Annotated in this window: 3 protein-coding genes; all 3 read right to left on the bottom strand. The window is 57.0% G+C overall.

Annotation, left to right across the window (positions count from 1 at the left end):
- Positions 1-1,074, bottom strand: a 1,074-nt coding sequence (locus AC1D1X_RS19760; protein WP_477698960.1) for an amidohydrolase family protein, incomplete at its 3' end; no start/stop codon positions are given.
- A 30-nt stretch (positions 1,075-1,104) separates the two neighbouring features.
- A complete protein-coding gene (locus tag AC1D1X_RS19755; protein ID WP_477698959.1) occupies positions 1,105-1,803 on the bottom strand; it encodes a TetR family transcriptional regulator in 699 nt (232 codons plus the stop codon).
- 102 nt (positions 1,804-1,905) lie between these two features.
- A complete protein-coding gene (locus tag AC1D1X_RS19750) occupies positions 1,906-2,679 on the bottom strand; it encodes a ferredoxin--NADP reductase (protein WP_477698958.1) in 774 nt (257 codons plus the stop codon).
- Between the last annotated feature and the right edge of the window lie 196 nt (positions 2,680-2,875).

Below are 2,875 nucleotides of genomic sequence, written 5' to 3'. Positions count from 1 at the left end.
GTCCAGCAGGTTGAGCCCCGCTGAGTGCTGGGCTTTGTCCATGAAGACCAGATCGGCATCACGGCCTGTTTCTATTAAGCCGCAATTGAGTTTACGAATGCGCGCGGTGTTGCCCGTGGCAAAGCAAAAAACCAGCTCCGCCGGGATATTGCCCAGACTGGAAAGGAGGGCGATAAGGCGCAGCACACCCAGCGGCTGGACACCGGACCCGGCCGGCCCGTCGGTACCCAGGATGACGCGGTGCGGGCACTTGAGCTGCAGCGCCGCCTGCGCGGCTGCAATGGCGACTTTTTCATTGCCGTTATGGACAATTTCAATGGCGCGTGATGATTTCTCACAGAGTTCGCAAACATGTGCTTCCGACAGTGCCGTATGACCGCCATTGATATGGCCGATGACATCGGCGTCTGCTTCCAGCACCACGTCCTTGTCAATCAGGCCTGAGCCGGGAATGGAAGGGCCGCCGGTGTGAATGGTGCTCTGGATGCCATACTTTCGCGCCCAGCCCACCATTTCCTTGGCCTCGTAACCCGCCTTGACTGAACCCAGGCCCACTTCGCCGAGCAAAGTTACACCGGCGTCGGCAAGGTCCTTGAAATCCTGTTCGGTCATGCCTTTTTCGATGATGGGGGCACCAGCCAGTACCTTGACGCCGCCTGGGCGGAAGTTGTCGAACGCCCGTTGCGCGGTTATGGCCAGCGCCTTGAGGCCGACGATGTCCTTGGGACGCCCCGGCAAGTGAACCTCGCCAGCGGAAATCATGGTGGTGACACCGCCGTGCATGGTGGAGTCAATCCAGCCGATCTGGTTCTGGCGCGGCGTCCAGTCGCCGAAAACCGGATGTACATGGCTATCGATCAAACCAGGTGCCACGCAAGTCTGGTGCGCGTCAATCACGGTCTGCGCATGCGCTGTATCACAGTCCTTGGCCTTTCCGATAGCCACGATAAGGCCGTCGTTCACGACGATGGTGTCCGCGTCCAGKATAGGTTGGTCGATGTCTCCGGAGAGCAGCAGGCCAATGTTCCTGATGACGACCTTTCCTGATTTTCCGCTTGATGCCGCTTCTGCCATGGGTGGTCTTTCAAATGCGTCGGGTTGAGCTCAAGGATTCAGCATGACAGTGCGCAGCACGGTGCTGATGATGAAGGCCTGCCATTGCGCCAGCGCCTCAGGTGTTTGCAGGTCTTCGCCGAGGAAGGCTGACAGCGTGTGGCGGTTCGAGATATAGAAGTAGCCGGTGGCGGCAATCAGCAGATAGACATTGCGGGCGGAGATGTCTGCCCGGAAAATCTTCTTGCGCACACCGCTTTCCAGCAGTTGCCGGATGATGGCGATGGCGGGAGACGAGTAATCCCGGGCGCGCTGCGATTTGGCGATGTGCTTGCCGCGGTGCAGGTTTTCCGTATTGAGCAGCGTGATGAACTCCGGATTTTTGCTGTAGTAGGACACCACKAAGCAAATCACGTCCGTCAGAGACTCCACCGGGTGGTCGATGTCCAGTGACAACTCGAGCTCGGCATCATTCATGCGGCGGTACATGTCTTCCAGCACTTCGATGAACAAGCCTTCCTTGCTGCCGAAGTAGTAATAAATCATGCGGTCGAATGACTTGGCCGACCTGGATATTTTCTCTACGCTGCCGCCGTCATACCCATAGCGCGCGAAGACGCGGGTGGCTGCGCGCAAAATGTTGTCGCGCGTGGTCTGCGCGGCTTGCTCCCGTACGCCGGGCCGCTTGGCGACCGTGCGTTTGGTTGTGGCAGTGCGCGGCTTGATGGTTTTGGCCGTCTTCGCTGTCATGTAGAGGTATCCAGTCGCGGTTTATGCGTGATCAAGCGAGAAGGTGTGAGGAGCAATTTCCCACGGCAATGCAATGAGTTGAAGGCAAACGCCGGGCCATCTCTACTGTTCGGCAAAGGCGCGTTCGATCACAAAATCTCCCGGCTTGGATGTATTGCCTTCGATGAAGCCCTTGCCTTCCAGCATGTGCTTGAGGTCCTTGAGCATCGCGGGACTGCCGCAGATCATCWCACGGTCATGCGCCGGATCCAGTGCCGGCAACTGCAGGTCGGCCAACATTTTCCCGCTTTCGATCAGGTCGGTGACGCGGCCCATGTTGCGGTAAGCCTCCCGCGTAACGGTAGGGTAGTACAGCAACTGCCTGGAGATCAGCTCACCGAGAAATTCATGTTGGGGCAAGTGATCCACAACCAGGTCGTGATATGCCAGCTCGTCTGCCTGCCGCACGCCATGGACCAGCACGATCTGTTCAAACCGTTCGTAAGTCTCCGGGTCCCGGATGATGCTCATGAATGGCGCCAGACCCGTGCCGGTCGAGAGCAGGTAAAGCCGTTTACCTGGCAGCAGGTAATCGATTACCAGTGTGCCGGTTGGCTTGCGCCCAACGATGATTTTGTCGCCGACCTTGATGTGCTGCAGCCGTGACGTCAGGGGACCTTCCGCGACCTTGATGCTGAGGAATTCAWGATGCTCTTCATGATTGGGGCTCACGATGCTGTAGGCGCGCAGCAAAGGCTTGTCGTTGACCCTTAATCCGATCATGGTGAAGTGGCCGTTGCTAAAGCGCAGTGAGGTGTCGCGTGTGGTGGTAAAGGTAAACAGGCGATCAGTCCAGTGATGGACGGACAACACAGTTTCTTCATTGAAAGCGCTCATGGTGTTATTCGGAGTAACGGTTATGAATTAGAGAGGCCGCGTTGATGTCTCATGGGTTCATGATCTGCCGATTTATGAGCCGATTTTTCCATTGCGCGGTCTCGATAGGTATTGCATGTACTGGCCAAACGATGCCGCCACAGAGGCAATGTGCCACATTAATGTAGTGAACGCAACATTTAAATTCAGTATGTAC

The sequence above is a fragment of the Polaromonas sp. P1_G4 genome (assembly GCF_056405475.1).
The sequence above is the reverse complement of the archived record's forward strand: the minus strand, read 5'-3'. Positions and strand labels throughout refer to the sequence as shown.